This window comes from Ruegeria sp. AM9 (assembly GCF_056540565.1).
Genome location: NZ_JBQFWY010000009.1, coordinates 59,615 through 82,035 on the forward strand (window position 1 = coordinate 59,615; position 22,421 = coordinate 82,035).

The following is a 22,421-nucleotide window of genomic DNA, read 5'->3' on the forward strand; positions in this document are numbered from 1 at the left end:
CCGTTTACACAGCTTAGAGCCTGACACCATGATCCAAGGGTGGTAAGACGCACAAAAAGCTCAATCACTCTGCCGAGGCATTCATGATCAAGAAACTTCTCTCTTTCAACGTAATGGCCGCCGTGCTGTGCTGCGGGGCTGTTTACGCACAGGAAACGACGCAGGAAAACCAACCCGCAGCCGAAACGCCGCAGACAAGTACGGGGACCGAACTGGACCTCGGTGAAAGCGGCCCTCGTGTTGGCGAACAATACGTCAGGGAGAAGGCCGGAGACTGGTCTGTCACCTGCATCAACACAGACACAGACAATGACCCCTGCGCCCTGCGGCAGACTCTGCTGGGTCCGCAGCGGCAGCCCATCGCGGAAATCACCATTGAAAAGCTTGCCGAGGGCACCACGGTCGTTGCAGGCGCAACTGTCATCGTGCCTCTGGAAATTCTTCTGCAGGCACAGCTGGCCTTCTCGATCGATGGAGCACCAGGCAAACGCTATGACTATCAAACCTGCACCCCGGTCGGCTGTATCGCCCAACTGGGTTTCACCCAAGGCGACGTGGATGCGATGAAAGCTGGCAGCAAGGCAAAGCTGTCCATGGTCTCGGTCCATGCGCCCAATCAACTGGTGGAACTGGAAATGTCCCTGTCGGGCTTCACGGCCGGGTTTGACGGGCTGAACGCGAACCAGAACTAAGCCAAGACAAAAAACGCCGCCGTTCTGTTACGGCGGCGTTTCTATTGCTTTGCTCCGGCCTTATGCCTTCTTCAATGCAAGTACCGCGTTGAGCCCCCCAAAGGCAAACGCATTACTCAGCGCCACCTCGACCTTTGCCTCGCGGGCGGTATTGGGCACCACGTCCAGCGCGCATTCCGGGTCGTGCTCTTCGTAGCCGATGGTCGGAGCGATCACGCCATCGCGCAATGCCATGATACAGGCCAGCAGCTCGACCGCGCCGGTTCCACCGATCAGGTGACCGTGCATGGATTTCGTGGATGAAATCATCAGATCATCCGCGTGCGGGCCGAACACATCCGCAACCGCCGCGCATTCGGTTTTGTCATTCGCGGCCGTGCCGGTGCCATGCGCGTTAATATAGCTCACCTGATCCGCATTCAGACGCGCATCCGCCAAAGCACCCGCCATCGCCCGTGCCGCGCCCTGTTTGCTGGGCATCACGATATCTGACGCGTCCGAGGACATGGCAAATCCTACGATCTCGCACAGGATATCGGCCCCCCGAGCACGGGCGTGTTCATATTCCTCAAAGACAAAGATACCGGCACCTTCGCCCTGAACCATGCCGTTACGGTTTGCGCTGAACGGGCGGCAGGCGTCCCGGGACATGACCCGAAGCCCCTCCCAGGCCTTCACGCCGCCAAAACACAGCATCGATTCAGACCCGCCGGTGATCATTGCAGGGGCTGCCCCGCTGCGCACCATCTGGAACGCCAGCGCCATCGCGTGGTTTGACGACGCACAGGCAGTCGAGACGGTAAAGCTCGGGCCTTTGAGGTTGTGCTCCATCGACACGTGGCTGGCCGCGGCATTGTTCATCAACTTGGGTACAACGAACGGGTGAACCCGATTCTTGCCGTCTTCGTAGACCGACCGGTAATTGTCATCCCAGGTCGAAACGCCACCTCCGGCGGTGCCCAGAACAACACCGGACCGGGCGGCAAGCTCACCGTTGAATTTGATCCCGGATTGATCGATCGCCTCTTTCGCGGCCGTAAGGGTGAATTGAGTGAACCGATCATACAGGCTCATCTGTTGGCGGTTGAACCGCCCTTCGGCCTCGAACCCTCGGACCTGACCGCCGATCTTGATGGAAAGACGCTCGACGTCGCGGAATTCAAGCTCTGAGATGCCACAACGTCCTTCGCGCATGGCTTCCAGCGTATCGGATACGGAATGGCCCAGCGAGTTGATCGTCCCGGCGCCGGTAATGACAACGCGTTTCATGAGGCTTTGTCAGACCTTTTCCGACACGAGCTTTTCGATACCGGCAATGATGGCCGCCACATTCGAGATATCAAAGTCGCTGGCCTCGGGTTCGTTGGCGTTGAACGGGACTGAGATGTCGAACTCTTCCTCGATGGCAAAGATGCTCTCGACCAGACCCAGACTGTCGATTCCCAGATCCTCAAGCGTGCTTTCGGGTGTGACGTCCGAAGGCTCCAGCACGGCCTGCTCAGCAATGATTGCGATGACGCGGTCGGTGATGCTCATGTCGGTCCTCTGATTATCCCGTTGCGGATGATTTAATCACTCGGAGGCTGTTTGAAAACAGCCTTTTTCAACGCCTCGACGTCACGCGCCATTCGGGGCAGACGACGTTGTGCTTTGTAGATATCGGTATGGGTTTCCATCTTGATGCCCGGATAGCCCATGATCACGCGACCTGCAGGCACGTTGGACAGAATCTTGGTGCCGCCCCCCGCAATCACGCCGTTGCCGATAAAGATGTTGTCGACCACACCGGTCTGGCCGCCCAGAACCACGTTGTTACCAATCTCGACCGAACCGGACACCCCGGTTTGACCGCACAGCAGACAATCCTGCCCAACGCGGGTGTTGTGGCCGACATGCACGAGGTTATCCAATTTTGAGCCATTGCCGATGCGGGTATTGCGGATTGTACCATTGTCGACGGTGCAATTGGCGCCAACCTCAACGTCATCACCGATCTCTACTGCGCCCAAAGAATGAATACGCAGCCAGCTTTGCGCCCGTGCGTCGCCCTGATCACCCATCGTCTTGCGCGCGTTTTCGGCGCCGGACACTTCGGGAGTGACGAAACTGAACCCGTCACCGCCGATCCGCGCGCCGGGTTGGGCAATGAAACGGTCCCCGATTTGCGCCCGCGCCCCGATGCTGACCATCTCGCGCAGCATTGCTTGGTCACCCAGAACCGCATCCATCCCGATTACACAATGGGGGCCAATAACGGCAGCTTTGCCAATTTTCACCCGCGCGCCGACAACGGCCAGCGGTCCGATCGAGGCACCCTCACCGATTTCAGCCGTCGGATCGATCACAGCCGAGGGGTGAATCCCCGGCTCAACCCCCTGCCCGCGATCCAGCATCGCGGTCACCCCCGCCATCGCCATACGTGGACGAGGCACAAAAATCACTGCTTTCAGACCCAACGCCTGCCAGTCGGCCCCTTCCCACAAGACAGCAGCCTGTGCGGCCCCACCGCTCAGCGCCTCGGCATATTTCGGAGACATCGCCATCGCCAGATCGGACGCCCCGGCATCCGCCGGTTCGGCGGCGCGTTCGATAATCAGGCTGGTGTCACCCTGGCTTTCCGCCCCAAGGGCGTCAGCGATTTGCTGGATGGTGTAGTGCATGTCGGGCTTCCCGGTTTAAGGACCTGCCCCGCTGATTACCCCTGAACGTCCGGCAGGGCCACCCCTGCTTTCTGCAGAGCCTCCCAGATTTTACGGTCACGCTCGTAAACATCCCGACGATACTGAACCTTGCCCTTCGGTCCGATAAAGGCCGTACGATAGATGATATGGACCGGAACGTGTTCCTCAAGCCGCACTGTGGTTTCCTTACCGGTGTTCAGCACCCGGTGGAAAAACGCCTTTGGATTTTCTTCCTGTTTGGCCAGCAGCGCATAGGCGAACTCAAATGGTTGCGCCAGGCGGATACAGCCATGCGAGAACGCCCGCACCTCACGCGCGAACAGACTTTTCTGAGGCGTATCATGCAGATAGATATTGTACTTGTTGGGGAACATGAACTTCACCAACCCCAGAGCATTGCTTGTTCCGGGCGCCTGACGCATCGCAAACGGAAAGTTGCGCGCATTGAACTGGGTGAAATCCACCGCACCGCGATTGACCTGACGGCCGCTGCGGTCGGTAATCTGGATGTGCCCGACCGCGTGCGGGTTGGACTTGAGCTTGGGCAGGTATTCCTTGGTGATGATCGAGCGCGGAACATACCAACTGGGGTTGATGACCATATGCTCCATCTCGTCCGAGAATTCGGGGCTGCGGCGGTCATGAGTGTTCTTGCCGATCACGGCGCGGGTCTCAAAAGTGATCGAACCGTCATCCACGATCTTGGCCGAGAAATCGGTCTGGTTGACCAGAATATGACGCTCGCCCCGTTCGCGCGGCAACCAGCGTTCGCGCTCAAGTGCGACATAGACGGCCTTGAGCCGATCCGAGGCGCTGCGGTTAAGCTCGGTGATCGTGCCCTGCCCGGCAACGCCGTCGGCCGCAAGGCCATGATCGGTCTGAAACGCCTGCACCGCTCCCAACAGGGCGTCATCGAATTCCGGGCTGGCCGTTGGTCGCATATAACCCATTGAAACCAAACGGTTGCGCAGCTTGATCACATCAGGCCCCGTGTCACCGTATTCCAGCTTGGACACCGGAACCGTTGGTCCCCAGCCCCCTTGATGGACGAGGCTTTCCAGCGCCAGTTTCTGTTTCATCAACGCCCGGTATTGCGCCGATTGCGGGGCAAGCTGATCGAAATAGCTGCCGTTCTCCGCCGCAATAAGGCCCTGAAGGTGTTCCTTGGCCGGGGTCCGTTCGACCTTGCGCACTAGGCCATCGTCGATCGCAGAAGGCCGCAACGCGCCGGATTGGAGGTTTCGGGCGTATTCTACAAAAGCGCGGGTCAACTGGATCTCGACCGCGCCAAGATCGCGTGTCGTGCGGGCGTTCTGCATCTGATCCAAGAGCGCCTGAGCGCTGAAAGAGCCCTGCGGCAGCCCATGCATGTCGGTGCCCGACAAAGCTCGGATCAACCGCGCCCGCCGCGCCATGTATTCAGGTGATTCCCCCACCCAAACCGGTGCAAATCCGTTTTCGCGATAGAATTCCGCAATCCCTGACCCCGAGGGGGCAAATTCTGCGACAGCCATCTGATAAGCCGTTGCCGGCCGGGTTTCTGCGCCTGCGATCGATGCTGAAGCCAGAAAACATGCCGTTAAAATAAAACCAGTACGCGTCCGAAAACCTGAGAACATGGGATGGCCTTGATTATTCTTTATTTTGCGCCGCTGGGATGCGTGCCGATCAACTATGATTGCGCCCCGGGCAGCTTGTCTATTCACAAATGTATCATCGCGGCGCATCTGTCAGAGCGTGATGCGTGTTTGCATCGCCCGGCGGAATTGCGCCGCCAAATGCCTCTGGATTATACATAATTGTGCCACCTGCGCAAAAAACTGCCGAAAATTCCCCCTTGAAAAGGTGATTTTGAAAGACTTCTTGGCTGTTTTTCGCGGCTGTGTCATAAATCCTGCATCTGGGATGGGAAAAAATTAAGAACGCGCGCGTAACATCGTGTGCAGGCAGGAACAGTACGGGACGAAACTGAAATGACGATGAGCAGTACATCGGGCTTGACCCGGCGTGCCCTTCTGGGCGCATTCGCGGCTACGGCAGTTGTGGCAGCACCGACTTATTCCAATGCAGCAGGGTTTCTTCGCGGTGGTGGCGACATCCGACGCATCCGCATGTATTCCGGTCGCACCGGTGAACGCATCGACATGATCTATTGGGTCGATGGCAAGTACATCAAAGATGCCGTGAAAGAGATCAACCATTTCATGCGCGACTGGCGGACCGACCAGGTCAAGGACATGGACCTGCGCACCATCGACATCATGGCGGCCTCACACAACCTTCTGGATGTGAACGAACCGTACATGCTGCTTTCGGGTTACCGCTCACCGCAGACCAACGCGATGCTGCGGTCGCGCTCGCGCCGGGTTGCCAAGAACTCGCTGCATATGAAAGGCCAGGCCGCCGACTTGCGCCTGTCGTCGCGTTCGGTCTCGCAGATGGCCAGGGCCGCGATGTCCTGCCGCGCAGGTGGCGTGGGCAAATACTCCCGCTCGAATTTCGTGCATATGGATTGCGGTGAAGTCCGCAGCTGGGGCGGCTAAACACCCCACACAGTTTCGAAACGACGAGCGCCCTTGGGCGCTCTTTGTTTTTTGGACACCGGAAAAGGCGGGAATTTCTGAAAACAGCCTTCACGGCAGGCGCTGCACAGAACTTAATGAAATTGGGAAGATGGCGCACCTGAGAGGATTTTCTACCAATTCTCGTTTCAAATTTCTATTTTATTACAATTACTTACATCAACAGTAAAAAACATGTGTCACTCTTTGTGTCACCTTTCTCTAGACTTGTGGACCTAAAGCCAAGTCTTCAGACATCTTCGAAGTGAACGAAGTGTTTTTGGCTCTGCGCTTGCTTTAAATTACAAAATAATATTCATTATCTTGAATTTGATAGCGTTAACCGTCCACAACTGTTCCGGATATACCACGGCTTCATTGTGGATACTTTGCATACTAATCGCATCCCTAAACTACTCTGAGTTGATGGGAAAATCTTGGGATATGAAAGCCGCTTGTCGGCAGGAGGGGCTAGTCCTAAACTTTGCGTACAGATTGAATGCAGAAGATTGATACTCGCACATGGCCAAAGGATTCTGGCGCGATAAGCATAGCGCAAAATTGATTATCGAATTGGCTTGCAAAGCCCGCACTTTAAATGACGATGGCTCAATGACGATGCCAATGAGCGGATCATTTGAACAATGGGTATCGGCTTTGGGAACCGCCATTTTAGATAAACGATCAACAGGCTTCAAAAGGAAACAGGCCATCCGTACAGCGCTGCGGACTAAGCAAGAAATTGACGTTGAGCAGTTTGAAAAGCTCTATCGAAAAGCCTGTAGTGAGGCGAAACAGCAAGAGCAGCCGTTCACCGTTTTCTTTCCCGTTTGGGGGCGTACAGAGCTTCTGAGGGGGCGTCGGAAAATTGAGGATGTCTGGCTAAACTTCACCCCGTCGAAAGCGTCTCGCACCTATCAAATAGCGGCCAATGAAAGGAGCGAACAGCGAACCCATAAACAATTTGCAGACGCCTTCCGAACCGTGTTCAGCGATGTATCTGACAATAACCTCGTAACAGCATCCGTCAAAGCATCAGCCGCCGTAGAGGCGTATGAGTTGGGCCACGATGCGCTTACAACCTATCTAGGGGTCGTTTGTTTTGTTGATACTTTTGGTGTGGATTGGGCGTCCTACAGCGGCCTGCGTAGGCCAATTGGTCGTGTGCTACTGCAACCTCAATCCACAATTCACTTCCCAAATGGCAAGCTTGCTTACCAAGGTTATTTTTATGACCACTGGATTCCCAAAAGCTTCCGAGAACATTCTCCACTTGGGGACTACGCCGGTAAAGTGGCAAACGAAGCAGATCGTTTGCTTCGAGCCGCGAAGAAATCGAATTGGGTTGATGAAGTCATGCTTGCCTACCGGAAGTTCTTCGCCGCATTCAGCCAACATGATGCGCAGCAAGCGCTAATGCTTGGATGGCAACTCTTCGAACAGATTTCTGGTGGCAGGCATGCGAATTCAGATACCAAAATCAGAAGGGCGGCAAACATGTTTGAGGCCCGTGACGAAATGATTCTTGTTGGAAATCATCTTCGTGAGCGCCGAAACCTCTTGGCGCACGGAGAGGATGCCTCCATACACGATGATCAGGATGTTGCCTTCCAGCTTGAGAGTTTCATCTCCCCCCTTTTTAGGATGTATGTCACAAACCCCTACAAATTTGAGCGTCCCGAGACCCTTTGGAAGTTCTGTGACGTTCCTCATGACAAGAAAAAACGTGAGGATCAGCGGTATCTATTAGACATTGCAGACAAGTTTCACGGAGACCAGTAACGCATGGGTAGAAAAATTTCGCAGAAAATACTCTCGGTTCGGAATTAGTATGTTGGTAGCGTCTGTTTCTCCGTGGGGCTACGCTAGCAATAACTGTGTCCTAGTGCGGAATCTTCTTATTCTGGGTTCTTTTCGGCATCCAAAATACCTTCCTTTTGATCACTAATGATCCGGTATACTGACGCTCTACCAATTCCAAGGCGCTGGGCAATTTCTGAAGGCCCAACCCCTTCGGAACGAAGTCGCATCACTTGACCCGACTTAGCTCGTGCAGTGGGCTTTCGACCTTTGTATTTCCCATCGGCTTTGGCTTTTGCGATGCCTTCCCGCTGACGCTCCAGCATTATCCCACGCTCGAACTCAGCAATGCCGCCAAGAACGGTCAACATCAGCCTGCCTGTTGGCGTAGAGGTATCAATACCAAGGTTTACGATCTTCAACGCCGCACCTTTGCTTTCAAGTTCATTTAGGATGGACAGCAGATGGGTAAATGCCGCATCAAGTCCATCCAAGAAAAGAAGCCAACTAGAGTTGTTTGATACCGCCTTCCTGCTTTCGGAAAAGCTGTACTCTCTTCCGGTCGGAGAAAGGCTCGGATTCGTAAAGGGCTTGATCGACTCTGCTAGAGACGGAAATCAAATACTCCGCAATATCTTGACCAACAAATACCTTTTGTGTGCAGGCAACTCCGACATGATCAAAAAGTTGTCCCGCCCAAATCTAGTTTTTCACTGCCATATGAAGATGAGAAACATAGAAACCGGAAAGATCGTGCCAGCGCTGGGCGACTATGACCTACCACTGTATTGGAGAAACACCCCTCACTACCCCAACATCACTCAGGCGGCAGAACTATACTGTCAGAGGTTTTGGAACGCCTCAGCCAAGCCAGATCTTTATGGTTTAGTCCTTGAACCAGACACTGGTGAAATCTCAGAAGCAATATGCCTTGCAAACCAACATGAAGCAGCCTGAAACATCCTCACCATATGTAATACATACCAAGCGGTATGCCGAACGGGCTTCCAACCTGAGCTTACAATTCGGTTGACAAACAGATACATCGCGTCAACTTCAGGGTGAAAGCTAAGGACTACAATATGATATCTACTTTGGTAACACTGCTAACAATACTAGTTGGAATTTTACTGTTTGCGTCTTTTGGTTTTGGCCTAGGAACTTTTGTTGTTTGGGTTCTAATCGTGTTTTCTGTGTTGATCATAATGGGCTTGAGCTTAGAGGCGGAAGACCGAAATAACACAGACTAAATTCCGTTTTCTTCAGAGCGCAAACACCGTTCAGGCCAATTGGGAACTCACACTGAGTTGCTCATCAGGTGACACAAACCAAGTTCCTAGGCCGTTACTAAGTCACTTCAAATCGCCCTATCTGGAACTAGAACGCATCCGCTGCTCCTCGCTGGAAATCCGGATGATGATGCCAATATCTCCGTTCAAGTGTGTCTTCGGTCATCCCTAAGAACTGGCAGGCTTCGCGCTTATCCGTGCCCTTTTGCATTAGCCACGTCGCACAGGAATGCCGCATCATGTGGGGGTAAGCAACTTGGAGAAGTTCCGCTTTATCGCAGCCGGAAACCTTTGATTTCTTCTCGCGCAGCAACTCCACGGCATGAGCGAAAGACGCTTTTATATCTTTTATCGGACCGCCTTGATAAGAAATGACAAACTCATCATTCGGGTGTGCTTGCCGGTATCGCTGCAATATGGCCTTCAGCCGTCTTGGCAACCTCCCAACCGGCCTTCGTTTTTTGGTTTCAGCTTTCCCTTCGGGCATCCAGACAATCACTTCGGCATCGAAGTCAACGTCAGACCATCTCAAATCCAATATGGCCTCTTTACGACGCCCCGTAAGAAAGCCAATCCACAAAAACAAGGGCAGATGATAGCGCGCGCGTCGCACACGGGGAGACATGCGAAGCAATCCGATTGCATCCCCGCAAGAAAAATATTCCACACCTTTCTTAACCTCAGCAGGAAGCTCAACGAACACTTCGCGATCTATGAGTCTGTCTTTCTTTGCCCTATTGAGCGCTGATCGAAGGTCAACCAGCTCCCGCCTAATAGTATTAATAGAAATGGTCTCGGCGTTTGGGTAAAGTTCATCATGCAGCGCAAAGCGGTATTTCTCGTAGTCCTTTATAGTCGCTGTATTCACCACACTCGCTGGCCGATCCCCCCAATAAGGAGACAGGCGTTTCATCGAGCTTTCGAGGCGCTCAACTGACTTATCGCGAGCTACCTGAGCATCACGATAGTACTCCAACACCTCGTCCAGAAAGACTTCGGAAATTGCACGAGACGATACGACACCGATATTTCTAAGCCGCCATTTGTCGAAAACGCGTAACGCTTGGCTATAGATGTTCGTGCCAGTCGACTTCTCCTTGCTACCTTCGATGCTATCCGTCCAATAAATGTAGAATCTGGCCTTTTGGTCTTTTGGCCGTTTGCGATCCCGCCTTAGTGTCGGCTCTCCGACGACTGCGCCCATCAGTGCTGAACCTGATTTTCGAGATAGCGCTCCCATGCCCCCGGCGGCACCTTCGGATTTCGTTTGCCAGGGGTAGTATAAATCACATCCAACTGGCCGGACTTGATGAGAAAGCGAATGTTGCTGACCGGCAAGCTCACGCGCCTGGCGAGCTGGGCCGGGGTTTCGAGAATGCTAGCGTATGCCGTGACTTGTGCACTCATTTGACACTCCTTTTTACGAATGTCATCAAATCCAGGCGAATTGCTCAGTATTTAAAGCAATGATACATAGAGTGAGACGGATTCTACTCAAAAGACACATATTGTGTCTTTTGAGTGAATAGAACCCCTAACCGCGGCATGTCAACACGGAATGAAGCATATGAGAGAAGTTTTGGCGTTGGGAGCTCGTCTAACGGCGCTTCGTAAAGCACGAGGCATGTCACAAGAACAACTCGCAGAGGCTATTGGCGTAAGTCGAAGTACCTACCAGTTTTATGAACGTGACGAACGGGATATGCCAAGCTCCATATTACTCAAGCTGTGTGAGTTCTTTGACGAAGACGCGCATAGAATTCTCACAGGCGAGCCCTCGTCATTGGCGGTCGAACGAATAAAGCAAATTTCTATTTTGGTGGATGAACGCCTCGAAGACCTCGATATTGATATCTCTCCACAGGCAAAGTGGCGCGTGATAACAAAAGCACTTCAAGATGAATACCGCGCCACCTCCCCGGTTACCCACAAAGGTGATGTTGCACAGACAGAAATCGACAGCTTGTTGAGGATGATGGCATGACGAATACTCCACTTACTGAAACCGAGAAACAGGTTGGACGGGCATTTCTGACTGAAACAGAGCCCTCCGATATCACTATCCATCGTGGTGAGCCCAAACCACTTCGGGATCAGGCGAAGCGATTGCTAGCTGCGATCAAGTCTGATCGCTTGTCGGCGCGTTACGCGACTACCCAACGCCTTTTTTGCATTACATTGCTTATTTGGCTGGTGATCCCATGGTTGCCTAAAACCTCCAATGTTCTCGACATGGACGCACTCAAAATATGTCTATGTTCAATCGCACTGTCTTTGTTTCTTGCCGGGCTCATTACCGGTCTAACGATGGGGAAACAAATCAAAAACTACCCCACAATCTAGAAATCGGCCTAGCTTAAAGGTCAGACCGGCCCCGAATTTTCAACAAGGTAAATCCGCGCACGTACGAGCAGAAGATGAATGAGCAAGAAATCGAAAACGAGTTGATCGAACAACTCCAAGAGCTGAAATATGTGTATCGCCCTGACATCAAGGACCGCGATAGCCTCCATGATAATTTTCGGAAAAAGTTCGAAGAGCTTAACCAAGTAAATTTGAACGACAGCGAATTTGATCGTCTGTTGGAGATAATTGTCAGCCCAGATGTGTTCAAATCGGCGAAAATCTTGCGAGAAATCAACCATTTCACGCGGGATGACGGCACGCCCCTGGACTTCACATTAGTCAACACAAAAGATTGGTGCAAAAACACTTACGAAGTCATCAACCAGCTTCGGCTCAACACTGAAAACAGCCACCACAAATATGATGTGGTCTTGTTGATCAACGGTATTCCCGTCGCTCAAATCGAGCTCAAGACGCTCAACATCAATCCTCGCCGCGCAATGCAGCAAATCGTCGGGTACAAGAACGACCCCGGCAATGGATATGGCCGCACGATGATGTGCTTTCTCCAGCTCTTCATTGTCAGCAATCGCAGCGAAACTTGGTATTTTTCCAACAACGACAACCGCCACTTCAATTTTGATGCCGATGAGCGCTTCTTGCCCATTTATCAGGATGCCAAGAGGGATAATCAGAAGATCACTGACCTGCGTGACTTCGCCAAGTCATTCCTTGCGAAATGCACTCTTGGTCAAATGATTAGCCGCTATATGGTTTTGGTCGCCAGTGAGCAAAAGCTGATGATCATGCGCCCTTATCAAATCTTCGCGGTCAAAGACATTGTGAACAGCATCCACAAAAATCGCGGCAACGGCTACATTTGGCACACCACGGGCAGTGGCAAGACGCTTACCTCTTTTAAAACGTCGACGCTTCTCAAGCACAATCCTGATATCGAGAAGTGTCTGTTTGTCGTGGACCGCAAGGACCTCGACCGTCAGACGCGCGAAGAATTCAACCGGTTCCAAGATGGATGTGTTGAAGAAAATACCAATACCGAAACTCTCGTCCGCCGCCTGCTGTCTAACAATTACAAAGACAAGGTCATCGTCACTACCATCCAGAAGCTGGGCATTGCCCTCGATGGCAAGCATAAGAAAAACTACAAGGAACGATTGGAGCCTTTGCGGGACAAACGCATGGCGATTATTTTCGACGAATGCCACCGCTCGCAATTTGGCGAAAACCACGAAGCAATCAAAGAATTCTTCCCCGAGGCTCAACTTTTCGGCTTCACAGGCACGCCCATTTTTGACGAAAACGCCACCTATCGCAAAATCACCGGCGAAGAAGCGACCCTTATGACCACCGAGGACGTTTTCGAGCATGAGCTTCACGCCTACACGATCACGAACGCTATCGACGACGGCAATGTCCTGCGGTTCCATATTGACTATTACGAACCAAAGGGCACTCCGAAACCTAAGCCCGGCGACCCAATTGCTAAGCGGGCGATCGTCGACTCGATCCTCAGCAAACACGATGCTGCAACGCGTGGGCGCAAATTCAACGCGATTTTAGCAACAGCCAGCATCAATGACGCCATCGAATATGTCGACCTCTTCAAGAAGGTACAGGCTGAACACTCCAACGATGATCCAGACTTTGTTCCCCTCAACGTCGTCGCTGTTTTCTCTCCTCCGGCCAAGACAATTGAAGACCCGGACAAACGAAAGGATGTGAAGCAACTTCAAGACGAGCTCACGCAAGAGAAAGCCGACAACGAAAAAGATCCAGAGCGCAAGAAAAAGGCGCTTGAGACCATCATCGCCGACTACAATGCACAGTTTTGCACTAATCACACCATCGGCGAATTCGATCTGTATTATCAGGACGTGCAAAAACGCATCAAAGACCACCAGTTTCCGGATGAAGACTACGCACACACCAACAAGATCGACATCACGATTGTCGTGGACATGCTGTTGACGGGTTTTGATTCAAAATATCTCAACGCGCTCTATGTTGATAAAAACCTGAAACACCACGGGCTCATTCAGGCATTTTCGCGTACCAATCGCGTTCTGAATGACACAAAACCCTATGGCAATATCCTCGACTTTCGCCAGCAACAAGACGCGGTCAATGAGGCCATCCGGCTCTTTTCCGGCAAGAAGGATAAAGACAGGGCAAGAGAAATCTGGATTGTCGACCCCGCGCCGGTGGTGGTTCAGAAATATGACGATGCCGTGCAACAACTCGCCAGCTTCCTGAATTCACAGAACCTCGACGGCAAACCTGCTGATGTACATAACCTCAAGGGCGACATAGCTCGGGCGCAGTTCATCAATCTGTTCAAAAATGTGCAGCGCCAGAAAACCCAGCTCGATCAGTATACCGACCTGACTGACACGCAAAAGGAGACTATCGAAAACATCCTGCCCACGGATACGCTACGAGCCTTCAAAGGGGCCTATCTCAGCACTGCCGAACGCTTGCGACAGAAACGCGACAAAGAGGGTGACAAGGCGGAGCCAGTGGTGCAGCAGCTTGATTTCGAGTTTGTGCTCTTTGCGTCTGATATCATCGATTACGACTATATCATGAAGCTGATCGCGGCCTATTCGCAAGGCCTGCCCAGCAAACAGAAGATGACCCGTACCGAGTTGATTGGCCTGATTGCGTCGGATTCGAAGTTCATCGGCGAGCGAGAAGATATCGAGGCTTATATCAACACGCTGACCGAAGGCGAAGGGCTGAGCGAGGACCAAATCCGCGAAGGCTACCAGGCGTTCAAGGCAGAAAAACAGGCGCGTGAACTGTCCGGTATTGCCGAAGCGCAAGGGCTGGACGTCGTCGCGCTACAAGGCTTTGTTGATCATATCCTTAAGCGTATGGTCTTCGACGATGATGACCTCAGCACGCTGTTGGAGCCGTTGGGGCTCGGGTGGAAAGAGCGCACGCTGAAAAAGGTCGCCGTGATGGATCAACTGATCCCCATTCTCAATAAACGAGCGGGCGGACGCGATATTTCAGGGCTCGAAGTTTATGAGTAAGGATAAAACACCGCTTTTGCCCGACCTACGCTTTCCTGAGTTTCAGAAACAGCCGCTTCACACGGTAAAATTGCGAGATGTAACCTCTGAATCAAAAACTCGGAATGGAGAGAAGTCACCCAAACTTAATGTAATGGGTGTCAGCAAGTTTGACGGAATAGTACCTATGGAGGAGCGTCTCATTGCATCAGACGCTTCTCGATATAAACTGGTCCGAAAACACTGGTTCGCATACAATCCAATGCGCCTGAATATTGGTTCTATAGCTCGCTGGAACGGCGATCAAGACGTTCTCGTTAGCCCGGACTATATAGTTTTTAAATGCGATCAAGACGGCGAAGTGTTTGGATTATCGCCAGACTTTTTTGATCAATTTAGACAGTCCGACGTTTGGGCTGCATTCGTCAACGAAGCTGGAGATGGCGGGGTTCGCGTCCGCATCTACTACGACAACATCGGTGAAATCAGATTTGGCTTGCCCAGCCTCCCTGAACAACAAAAAATCGCTGAATGTCTATCTTCATTGGATGAACTGACCAAGATCGAGGTGGAGCGGCTTGAAGCTTTGCGTACGCAAAAAAAGGGGTTGATGCAAAACCTCTTTCCACGCGCGGGCGAAACCACCCCCGAGATGCGTTTCCCTGAGTTTGAGTCGTCCGAGCAATGGGAAGAAGCTGAGCTTGGGCCACTAACCAATAAAGTGGGAAGTGGAACCACACCAAAAGGTGGCTCCCAAGTCTACAAAAAGAAAGGCCGCCCATTTGTCCGGAGTCAAAACGTCGGTTGGGGAAACTTACTTCTTGATGACATTGCATTTATTGATGAGCAAACTCATCAGACATTCTCGTCGACCGAACTAGTGTTGGATGACGTTCTGTTGAATATTTCGGGAGCTTCGATTGGGCGCTGTGCCATTGTTGAAGAAAAGATCGTTGGGGGCAACGTTAACCAGCACGTTTGCATCATCCGAACACAACAACAGCAACTTTCTCCTGTATTTTTGAACCAATATATCATTTCCCCACTCGGACAAAAACAGATCGACAACTTTCAGGCAGGCGGCAATAGGCAAGGCTTGAATTTTTCTCAAATTCGATCATTCCAGATCCCATTACCCTCTCTTCCAGAGCAACAACGCGTCGCCGATTGCCTATCATCGCTTGACGATTTGATCACGGCGCAACGCGACAAAGTCGAAGCGCTCAAGCTGCACAAAAAGGGACTGATGCAAGGGCTGTTTCCCCAAATGGGTGACCGTTCATGAACCCCGATGCCAAGCCCAAAGAGTACAAGACGCTCGGGGATGTTGTCACCCGCATCCGCGATGACCTTAATGACAAGAAAACTGTTCTGCTCTTTGGCCATAACGGCACCGGCAAAACCCGCCTGTCGATGGAATACAAGGAATTCGCCAAGCAAAAGGGTGGTCGCGACACGCTCTATTTCAACGCTTTTACCGAAGATCTGTTCTGGTGGGACAATGATCTGGACGGCGATGCTGAACGCTATCTCAATATCAATTCGAAATCGGCCTTTTTTGTGGGCTTCAAAGAGCTTGAGATGGAAACCCGGATTTTCGAGTTCCTGCGGCGCTATGTGGATTATAATTTCCGCATTGATTACGAAACGTGGCGGGTCGTGTTTTACCGAGATGATGCGGAGAATATCAAAATCTCACGGGGCGAGCAGAACCAATTTATCTGGTGCGTCTATCTGGCGATTTGTCAATTGGTGATCGATGGCCAGGAGGCCTATGACTGGGTCAAAACGCTCTATATTGATGATCCCGTGTCGTCGCTTGATGATAGCAATGTGATTGCCATCGCCTGTGATCTGGCGGGCTTGTTGCGGGACAACGAGTTGAAAGCCGTTATCTCAACCCATCATAGCCTATTTTTCAACGTTATGTACAACGAGTTGAAGGGCAAGAAATGCTATTACTACCACCGCTCAAAAGACGGTGATATCTACACACTGACAAACACTGATGATCTGCCGTTTTTTCATCACGTTGCGTTGTTGGCCGAGGTCAAGAAAGCCGTCGATGAAAAACGGCTCTTTACTTATCATTTCAACGTGATGCGCAATATCATGGAAAAGACGGCAGCGTTTTTTGGCCTTCCCAATTTTCAGGCTTGCATCCACGATGTCGAGAATGAGGCCAGATTCAACCGTGCTGTTCAGCTCTACAGTCACGGCGGGCATTCACTTTATGAGCCCCGACAAATGGGAACGGACAACGTGGCGCTGTTTACTGATATCTATAACAGTTTCATGAAACACTATGCATTCAGGATTCCTGAACTGGACAAGAAACCCGAGACGACAAATGACAACTGACCAACACAAAGAACTGGGCAAGACGCTCTGGAAGATTGCCGATAAGCTACGTGGCGCGATGAACGCGGATGATTTCCGCGATTACATGCTGTCGTTCCTGTTTCTGCGCTATCTCTCCGACAATTATGAAGAGCGGGCGCGAAAAGAGCTGGGGCCGGATTACCCCGCCCAGAACGGTCATGTGACACCACTTCAACACTGGTATGAAGAAAATCCCGATGATATCGGCGCGTTCGAAGACATGATGCGCAAGAGTATTCACTATGTAGTCAAGCCAGACTACCTCTGGGGCAATATCGCGGCCATGGCCAAACGACAAAGCGAGGATTTGCTTTCGACTTTGCGCAACGGTTTCAAGTTTATCGAGGAAGAATCCTTTGACAGTGCTTTCAAAGGCCTTTTCTCGGAAATCAATCTAGACTCGGAAAAGCTGGGGAAAACGCCTGCGGACCGCAACGATAAGCTCGCAGATATTATTTCCGAGATTGCTGATAGCCTTGCTGAATTCACCCTGGATCGTGACTTGTTGGGGGACGCCTATGAGTATCTCATCGGCGAATTTGCCGCCGGAAGCGGTAAAAAGGCAGGCGAGTTTTATACGCCGCAGCCAATATCAACCGTGTTGTCCGAGATTGTAACTCTCGACAGCCAAGACCCGTCGACTGGCAAAAAGAAGTATCTCGAAAGCGTGTTCGACTTTGCCTGCGGCTCTGGCTCGCTCGAACTCAATGTGCGCAAGCAGATGGGGTCGAACGGGATCGGCAAAATCTACGGTCAGGAAAAGAACATTACGACTTACAATCTCGCACGCATGAACATGTTGCTGCATGGCGTCAAGGACTCGGAGTTCGAGATTTTTCACGGCGACACGTTAAAAAACGATTGGGACATACTGCGCGAAGAGAACCCAGCCAAGCAGAAGTATTTCGAAGCCGTTGTCGCCAATCCGCCGTTCAGTCTGCGTTGGGACCCCGGCGATGCAATGGCTGAAGACCCGCGTTTCAAGAATTATGGGGTTGCCCCTAAATCAGCGGCGGATTTTGCATTTTTACTGCACGGGTTTCATTACCTTAAAGACGATGGGACCATGGCGATCATTCTGCCGCACGGGGTTTTGTTTCGTGGTGGCGCAGAAGAGCGTATCCGCAAAAAGCTGCTTGAAGATGGCAATATTGATGCGGTTATCGGTCTGCCCGCGAATTTATTCTATTCAACGGGCATCCCTGTTTGCATCCTTGTTCTAAAGAAATGTAAGAGGTCCGATGATGTTTTGTTTATCAACGCCAGCGAACATTATGAGAAAGATAAACGTCAGAATTTTCTACGAGATAAGGATATCAAGAAAATTATGTCCAACTACCGGGCGCGCAACGACGAGGAACGATATTCCCGCTGCGTGCCAATGGATGAAATCCGCGAGAACGGCTATAACCTGAATATTTCTCGTTATGTCAGTACAGCTGAACCAGAACCTGATATTGATCTTGAAGAGGTTCACCGAAAGCTATCCTCAATAGATGCGCGCGCAACAGAAGCGCGGAGTAAGCATAACAAGTTTTTGGAGGAACTTGGGGTCGCATCGATTCCTGACTAATCACCTTCAACAACCCGAAACATACGTCCACTATACTGTGCGAAAAACGGTTGGTGCCCGCCCGCCGTGTTACAAAAAGCGGAAAACCTATTCTGGAGCGGCAAATGGCTGGGTATCAGAACACAAAGCAGAGTTCCACCGGCTTCACTATTCAGTTAGCGTTTGGATCATATGGTTCGACAAGGTCGATGTGACTAACACCCAGAGCCTGGGCCAGTTCGTAAAGAGTAATCACTGTAGGGTTGCGCTTTCCGCGCTCCAAACCGCTCAAGTATTGCTGACTAAAACCTGAGCGTTCTTCGATTTGTTCTTGAGTCAGTCCCTTTTCCCTTCGAAGACGGGCAAAGTTCTGTCCAACTAATTTGCGCATATCCATGCGCAGGACGATTGTGGATTACATACTTTAATGTTATCAACTATAATATGTAATTGGTAAACAAGGACATGCGTTATGCACACCATCACCATTCATGCAGCTAAGGGCGGGTCCGGGCGGACGACGGCAGTTATGGCGTTGGCGTCAGGATTTCTGGCTTTGGGCCAGCGTGTGATGGTGATGGATTGCACCAGCCAGACCTGCCGGGGTCCCAAATGTCAGGAGCCTTCCACACTACAGACATGGATAGCGGCAATGGAGGCCTGCCGGTTTCGCCCGCATCAACTGGAACTGGCTGAATGCGCGACCGACGAGCGCGTGGAAGATGCTCTGGCTGCTGCCGCAACGCGCGGCTTTGATATCGCCTTGATCGATACGCAAGCCTATCCTGAAGACGCCCTGTCGATGGCACTTGCGAAGGCTGATCTGATTGTCGTGCCCGCTACAGGTTCGATAGAGGCGCGCTTTTCATCACAAAGCATCAGTGAACAGTTTGATTGCCCCGAACACATCATTGGCCTGATCACCGGCCATCGTCACGGTGCGGCAAAAGCTGCTGAGATACGCGCGGCGTTTGGCACGCTTCCCGTGTTCCATTCAGATCTCCCTGTCTCCGAAGCACTGGCGGAACAGATCCTACATGGCGATGTCGCGCATTTCACCTCCATGCTGGCCTGCAAGTCCGGCCAACCGGGATACGCTCGCTATCGCGAGGCGCAAGTCGCTTTGTCCGAAGTGCTTGCTCTGACCATTGAGGTTCAGTGGGCCCTGAAAGGCCTGCGCCTTGAAGCCTTTGAGGGCGATACCTCCCCCTTTTCCTACATAAGAAAGTCTGTTGCATGATCCGCTTTTCAATCGCGCTTGGTCTTGGCATTTCGTTTGCCTCTGCTGGTTTGGCTGAAGATACCCTGACCACTATGTCGGCACCCGCTGAGCGCCCATACCCCTATGAAATCCTCGGCCTGCAACCCGGCGACGCACTGGATGACGTTCTCGCCGTGTACGCAGAACGCAGCGACGCTGCCCCAACAAGCGAGAGCGAAGTTCTGCGGATACAATCCCCGGATGGCGCAGTGTTTGAGTTCACCTATCAATTGTTCTCCCGGATCGGCGATGTCGGCATCAATGGGCGCCTCGCCAAAGCGCCCCAAGATCAGATGACCGCGCGCCTGTCCTCAGATGTGATGGAACAGCGTCCTATGGCGATCTATCGCAGCATTCGCCAGCCGAGTGACGCATTGCCCGAACCGCTGGAACTGAAAGCCCAGATCGAGGAGACCTACGGGCCACCCTCCCGCGTCGAGATCAACGGGCGCGACATGGTGCTGACCTATGCCTGGAGCACGGAGGGCTTCATTCCCGACCTCGATGCGCTTGGGCCAATAAAACGTGAGGAAACGACAAGCTCGGGCGGTAAGCTCATTTCTGAGTATGAACTGTGCGGCTCGGCCCAGCATTATCGCAACACCGTCGAGTACCGGTTTGAGCACCCGCGCGACAAGCTGATCAAACCGGGCTGCATCGCCACTTTCAAAGTCAGCTACCGTGGTGAACCCGGCATGACCTCCATCACCTTCTCCTTGGAGGATTTCGAGCTTGGCCGGATGCACACGGAAGAGCTGGATCGACAGATTGTAGACGCGCTGACCGGCGAGGAGGTTGAAGCCTCGGACATGGATCTGTGATTTCCCGGATAGCCAGGCGGGCACAAAGCCGCTATGAACACCACATGATCACAGTACGCGCACATATCACCCTTATTTAGCGCCCGCAAAATGGCGGGCGGCTTCGAGCTGTTCGCCACGCGATGATCCCCCATCCCCGCACTGTCTCTGACGCCGCCGCTATCGGGCATGACGGAGTTAAAGACATGACTAATTTGTATACGGCTGACACCCATTTCGGGCATGAGAACATCATCAAGTTCTGTGACCGCCCATTTCGTTCAGCGAACCACATGGACGCAGTTCTGATGCAGAACCTTTGGGCCATGGTTGGCCCCAAAGATGCCCTGTGGATCGTTGGTGACTTTGCTTTCGGCCAGAAGGCAAAAGATCGCGAATGGCTGACCAAACTGTTTGCTAAGCTGCCGGGCGCGGAGAAGCACCTGATTGTCGGCAACCACGATTTGGAGTCAACCTTAGCACTGCCGTGGGACAGCATCTCTCACATGGCAGAGGTCAAAGATGGCCCCGACAACCAGATGCACACCCTGTGTCACTATCCCATGATCACCTGGAATCGCGCCCGGCGCGGAGCGCTACAGATCTTTGGCCATGTGCACAAGAACTGGAAAGGCTCAAGCAACAGCGTCAACGCAGGCGTTGATGTTTGGGATTACATGCCCGTGCGGTTTGAGGATCTCGCACGTCGCGCCAAATCGCTGCCCCAGAACAAGCACTGGGCCGATGTTGAGCATAATGCGAGGGAATTCTGAGATGTCCCGATCCTATCGCAAGACGCCCATCTGTGGGATGACCACTGCCGCGAGTGACAAAGCCTTCAAGAAGGCCGAGCACAAGCGGGCCAGGCGAGCGCTCAGTGCATGTGACCTGGAATTTGATGATGCCCCAGCCGATAAGCAATTTGGCAACCCATGGGGCGCACCCAAAGATGGCAAGCAGTGGATCGACCCAAGGCGCTTTCCAGAATTCATGCGAAAGTAAGAACGATGGCACGGTTTCTGATCTGGAGCGATCTGCACGATGAATTCTGGGAATGCTTTGATCTTCCCGACCTGCCCGCGCCGGTGGACGGGGTTCTCATTGCGGGCGACACCCATACGATGGGGCGGCATCTGGATATTCCTGCGCGGGCTGCCCGGAAATACAGCTGCCCTGTCATCGTGATTTGGGGCAATCATGAGCCCTATGGATCGATCTGGTCTGAGCTAATGGCAGATGAGGTGCGCCAGCTTGAAGAGTTGCGCGCGGAAGGGCTCGATATTCGCGTGCTACATGGCGCAGCGACCGAAGTTGCAGGCGTCCGGATCGTCGGCGCAACGCTCTGGACCGACCTGAAGCTCTATCCGCCTTTCGAGTATCTCGCCCGGATGACCCTCTCTGCCTACATGCAGGATTATCGCGCGATCCGCACTTCACAGAACACACGGTTTACTGTTGATGACATGGTGGAACGCCACTGCCAGGATAAGGCTGCGATATTCGAGGCTTTGAGCGCACCACATGATGGCACCACAATCGTCATGACCCATCACTTACCAGTGCGACAGCTCATCGTCCTCTGGCGCACCATCGGTGGCAATCAAAAGAGAGCTATGAACAATGGCTTCGCCTGCGATCTTTGGGACGACATCAAGGGCCACAACATCCACACCTGGATCTGCGGTCATTCGCATGAAGGTGAGAATTGGACCGGCGCAGGCGATCATGGCCCGATCCGGTTTGTCATGAACCAGCGTGGGTATCCGGGGGAAGTAACCGGATTTGATCCAAGCTACGTAGTTAATGTTGGTACGGATAGTTGACGTTCTTAACCATCGGATTGCCCGTTGTGCCTAGCGACGCCTGCCGGTGTTGACATCTGGGTTCAAAACAGCTGCCGTTAACGTTAGGTGCGCGATCTGCACGACGTTCGGCTGATCGAACAATTCACTACGAGAAAGACGCTACAGATATGCTGGTCAACCATCCGGACAGTGGGGACTGGCTGGCAATCCTTTTCGA

General features: G+C 52.5%; 23 protein-coding genes. 15 read left to right on the plus strand and 8 right to left on the minus strand.

What is annotated here, in order from left to right; all coding sequences use genetic code 11:
• Positions 1-83: 83 nt before the first annotated feature.
• Positions 84-692 (plus strand): invasion associated locus B family protein, encoded by a 609-nt coding sequence (locus tag ACR0DO_RS15010; RefSeq protein ID WP_480559891.1) that lies wholly within the window; start codon positions 84-86, stop codon positions 690-692.
• A gap of 60 nt (positions 693-752) precedes the next feature.
• Here ACR0DO_RS15010 and ACR0DO_RS15015 read toward each other — a convergent pair whose 3' ends face one another.
• The 4 genes from ACR0DO_RS15015 to ACR0DO_RS15030 are packed head-to-tail and all read right to left on the minus strand — an operon-like array spanning position 753 to position 4,992.
• Entirely contained in the window at positions 753-1,961 is a 1,209-nt protein-coding gene (locus ACR0DO_RS15015) for a beta-ketoacyl-[acyl-carrier-protein] synthase family protein (protein WP_480559893.1), read from the minus strand.
• A 9-nt stretch (positions 1,962-1,970) separates the two neighbouring features.
• Positions 1,971-2,228, minus strand: coding sequence for an acyl carrier protein (locus ACR0DO_RS15020; protein ID WP_170324939.1), 258 nt, complete (start codon positions 2,226-2,228; stop codon positions 1,971-1,973).
• 32 nt (positions 2,229-2,260) lie between these two features.
• Complete coding sequence (gene lpxD / locus ACR0DO_RS15025; RefSeq protein ID WP_480559895.1) at positions 2,261-3,352, minus strand: UDP-3-O-(3-hydroxymyristoyl)glucosamine N-acyltransferase; 1,092 nt, start codon at positions 3,350-3,352, stop codon at positions 2,261-2,263.
• A gap of 35 nt (positions 3,353-3,387) precedes the next feature.
• A complete protein-coding gene (locus tag ACR0DO_RS15030) occupies positions 3,388-4,992 on the minus strand; it encodes a L,D-transpeptidase family protein (RefSeq protein WP_480559897.1) in 1,605 nt (534 codons plus the stop codon).
• Between the two features lie 354 nt (positions 4,993-5,346).
• On the opposite strand from ACR0DO_RS15030, the gene mepK reads away from it, so the two are divergent.
• Together mepK and ACR0DO_RS15040 are read left to right on the plus strand one after the other, a co-directional pair.
• On the plus strand, positions 5,347-5,916 hold the full coding sequence (mepK, locus tag ACR0DO_RS15035) for a peptidoglycan L,D-endopeptidase MepK (RefSeq protein ID WP_170442809.1): 570 nt from the start codon (positions 5,347-5,349) through the stop codon (positions 5,914-5,916).
• 540 nt (positions 5,917-6,456) lie between these two features.
• Positions 6,457-7,716 carry a hypothetical protein gene (locus tag ACR0DO_RS15040; protein WP_480559899.1) on the plus strand — a complete coding sequence of 420 codons (1,260 nt, stop codon included), beginning with the start codon at positions 6,457-6,459 and terminating at the stop codon, positions 7,714-7,716.
• Positions 7,717-7,832: 116 nt separating this feature from the next.
• On the opposite strand, the gene ACR0DO_RS15045 is transcribed toward ACR0DO_RS15040, so the two are convergent.
• On the minus strand, positions 7,833-8,228 hold the full coding sequence (locus ACR0DO_RS15045; protein ID WP_480559901.1) for a recombinase family protein: 396 nt from the start codon (positions 8,226-8,228) through the stop codon (positions 7,833-7,835).
• Between the two features lie 19 nt (positions 8,229-8,247).
• Between ACR0DO_RS15045 and ACR0DO_RS15050 the strand changes: the two genes are divergently transcribed.
• Positions 8,248-8,691 carry a hypothetical protein gene (locus ACR0DO_RS15050; protein ID WP_480559903.1) on the plus strand — a complete coding sequence of 148 codons (444 nt, stop codon included), beginning with the start codon at positions 8,248-8,250 and terminating at the stop codon, positions 8,689-8,691.
• Positions 8,692-9,111: 420 nt separating this feature from the next.
• Here ACR0DO_RS15050 and ACR0DO_RS15055 read toward each other — a convergent pair whose 3' ends face one another.
• Both ACR0DO_RS15055 and ACR0DO_RS15060 read right to left on the minus strand, forming a co-directional pair.
• Positions 9,112-10,227: a tyrosine-type recombinase/integrase gene (locus ACR0DO_RS15055; protein ID WP_480559905.1), complete on the minus strand. Its 1,116-nt coding sequence runs from the start codon at positions 10,225-10,227 to the stop codon at positions 9,112-9,114.
• Positions 10,227-10,430 carry a hypothetical protein gene (locus tag ACR0DO_RS15060; protein ID WP_480559907.1) on the minus strand — a complete coding sequence of 68 codons (204 nt, stop codon included), beginning with the start codon at positions 10,428-10,430 and terminating at the stop codon, positions 10,227-10,229. Before ACR0DO_RS15060 ends, ACR0DO_RS15055 begins: the two co-directional genes overlap by 1 nt.
• 160 nt (positions 10,431-10,590) lie before the next feature.
• Here ACR0DO_RS15060 and ACR0DO_RS15065 point away from each other — a divergent pair, with 160 nt between their 5' ends.
• The 6 genes from ACR0DO_RS15065 to ACR0DO_RS15090 all read left to right on the plus strand — a co-directional run bounded on the left by ACR0DO_RS15065 (position 10,591) and on the right by ACR0DO_RS15090 (position 18,359).
• Positions 10,591-11,007 carry a helix-turn-helix domain-containing protein gene (locus ACR0DO_RS15065; RefSeq protein WP_480559909.1) on the plus strand — a complete coding sequence of 139 codons (417 nt, stop codon included), beginning with the start codon at positions 10,591-10,593 and terminating at the stop codon, positions 11,005-11,007.
• Positions 11,004-11,366: a hypothetical protein gene (locus ACR0DO_RS15070; protein ID WP_480559911.1), complete on the plus strand. Its 363-nt coding sequence runs from the start codon at positions 11,004-11,006 to the stop codon at positions 11,364-11,366. The genes ACR0DO_RS15065 and ACR0DO_RS15070 overlap by 4 nt, the downstream gene beginning before the upstream one ends.
• Before the next feature lie 74 nt (positions 11,367-11,440).
• On the plus strand, positions 11,441-14,425 hold the full coding sequence (locus ACR0DO_RS15075; protein WP_480559913.1) for a type I restriction endonuclease subunit R: 2,985 nt from the start codon (positions 11,441-11,443) through the stop codon (positions 14,423-14,425).
• Positions 14,418-15,689, plus strand: a complete 1,272-nt coding sequence (locus tag ACR0DO_RS15080; protein ID WP_480559915.1) for a restriction endonuclease subunit S — start codon at positions 14,418-14,420, stop codon at positions 15,687-15,689. Before ACR0DO_RS15075 ends, ACR0DO_RS15080 begins: the two co-directional genes overlap by 8 nt.
• Positions 15,686-16,765: an AAA family ATPase gene (locus ACR0DO_RS15085; RefSeq protein WP_480559917.1), complete on the plus strand. Its 1,080-nt coding sequence runs from the start codon at positions 15,686-15,688 to the stop codon at positions 16,763-16,765. Before ACR0DO_RS15080 ends, ACR0DO_RS15085 begins: the two co-directional genes overlap by 4 nt.
• Positions 16,755-18,359, plus strand: coding sequence for a type I restriction-modification system subunit M (locus tag ACR0DO_RS15090; protein WP_480559919.1), 1,605 nt, complete (start codon positions 16,755-16,757; stop codon positions 18,357-18,359). Before ACR0DO_RS15085 ends, ACR0DO_RS15090 begins: the two co-directional genes overlap by 11 nt.
• Before the next feature lie 151 nt (positions 18,360-18,510).
• Here the strand turns inward: ACR0DO_RS15090 and ACR0DO_RS15095 are convergent, their stop codons facing one another.
• A complete protein-coding gene (locus tag ACR0DO_RS15095; protein ID WP_480559921.1) occupies positions 18,511-18,735 on the minus strand; it encodes a helix-turn-helix domain-containing protein in 225 nt (74 codons plus the stop codon).
• 75 nt (positions 18,736-18,810) lie between these two features.
• Here ACR0DO_RS15095 and ACR0DO_RS15100 point away from each other — a divergent pair, with 75 nt between their 5' ends.
• The 5 genes from ACR0DO_RS15100 (at position 18,811) to ACR0DO_RS15120 (ending at position 22,222) form a co-directional block, all read left to right on the plus strand.
• On the plus strand, positions 18,811-19,578 hold the full coding sequence (locus ACR0DO_RS15100) for an AAA family ATPase (RefSeq protein ID WP_480559923.1): 768 nt from the start codon (positions 18,811-18,813) through the stop codon (positions 19,576-19,578).
• Positions 19,575-20,420: a hypothetical protein gene (locus ACR0DO_RS15105; protein WP_480559925.1), complete on the plus strand. Its 846-nt coding sequence runs from the start codon at positions 19,575-19,577 to the stop codon at positions 20,418-20,420. Before ACR0DO_RS15100 ends, ACR0DO_RS15105 begins: the two co-directional genes overlap by 4 nt.
• A gap of 272 nt (positions 20,421-20,692) precedes the next feature.
• Positions 20,693-21,172, plus strand: a complete 480-nt coding sequence (locus tag ACR0DO_RS15110; RefSeq protein WP_480559927.1) for a metallophosphoesterase — start codon at positions 20,693-20,695, stop codon at positions 21,170-21,172.
• Position 21,173: 1 nt separating this feature from the next.
• Positions 21,174-21,401 carry a hypothetical protein gene (locus ACR0DO_RS15115; RefSeq protein ID WP_480559929.1) on the plus strand — a complete coding sequence of 76 codons (228 nt, stop codon included), beginning with the start codon at positions 21,174-21,176 and terminating at the stop codon, positions 21,399-21,401.
• 5 nt (positions 21,402-21,406) lie between these two features.
• Positions 21,407-22,222: a metallophosphoesterase gene (locus tag ACR0DO_RS15120; protein ID WP_480559931.1), complete on the plus strand. Its 816-nt coding sequence runs from the start codon at positions 21,407-21,409 to the stop codon at positions 22,220-22,222.
• The last annotated feature ends 199 nt before the right edge of the window (positions 22,223-22,421 follow it).